Below are 570 nucleotides of genomic sequence, written 5' to 3'. Positions count from 1 at the left end.
GATGACCTTTGAGTCTAACACTTTACTGTACACCATACCCTGTGTCATTGTCCTCAGTAGCTGAGAGCACCTTATCGTACTCCCTGTTCAACGCCTCCATGTCAGCTAACTGTTTCTCATCCACAGACACCTTGCTGAGTACAAAGTTGTGGCGAGCTAGCAGCTTCTCGATAGCGTTGTAAAAGCTGAGGTGAACGCTTTGTGTCATCCCGCAGGTCTTGCAGCCATGAGTCGCAGCGCGCTCAGTGTCCAGCATTAACAGGAACTTCTCTAAGTCCATCTGCGTCATGTCTTTACCTCCGCTCTTAATCGTCTTGTAAATTAGGACGCCAATCTGCACCACGGTGTACGCGATAGCAGCGACGAGAACCATTCGTTGAGTGTTAACCCAAAGAAGAACCGACTGGCACCATCAGCCGCAGCGGTCCCGACGATAGGCGAGGCTTTGAGGTAGCCTCCATTCTTTGAAGTTCGAACTCAATCATAAAACCTCCATTATTGACCCCTCCGTAGAGGGCCCGTAGTTTATTTAGCTAGGTACTGACCGGAGAAGTTTATCACGTTTCCGTC

General features: G+C 49.6%; 2 protein-coding genes. Both read right to left on the bottom strand.

The window, feature by feature from the left end; translation table 11 throughout:
- Positions 1-22: 22 nt before the first annotated feature.
- The gene (locus AC2W7C_RS18845; protein ID WP_486002702.1) at positions 23-373 is read right to left on the bottom strand and encodes a hypothetical protein; all 351 of its coding nucleotides are present in this window, start codon (positions 371-373) and stop codon (positions 23-25) included.
- Positions 322-435 (bottom strand): hypothetical protein, encoded by a 114-nt coding sequence (locus AC2W7C_RS18840; RefSeq protein WP_486002703.1) that lies wholly within the window; start codon positions 433-435, stop codon positions 322-324. The genes AC2W7C_RS18845 and AC2W7C_RS18840 overlap by 52 nt, the downstream gene beginning before the upstream one ends.
- Positions 436-570 lie beyond the last annotated feature (135 nt).

The sequence above is a fragment of the Brevundimonas sp. CURTG3B2_SDJG genome (genome assembly GCF_057364705.1).
This window is presented reverse-complemented; position numbering and strand designations above follow the sequence as displayed.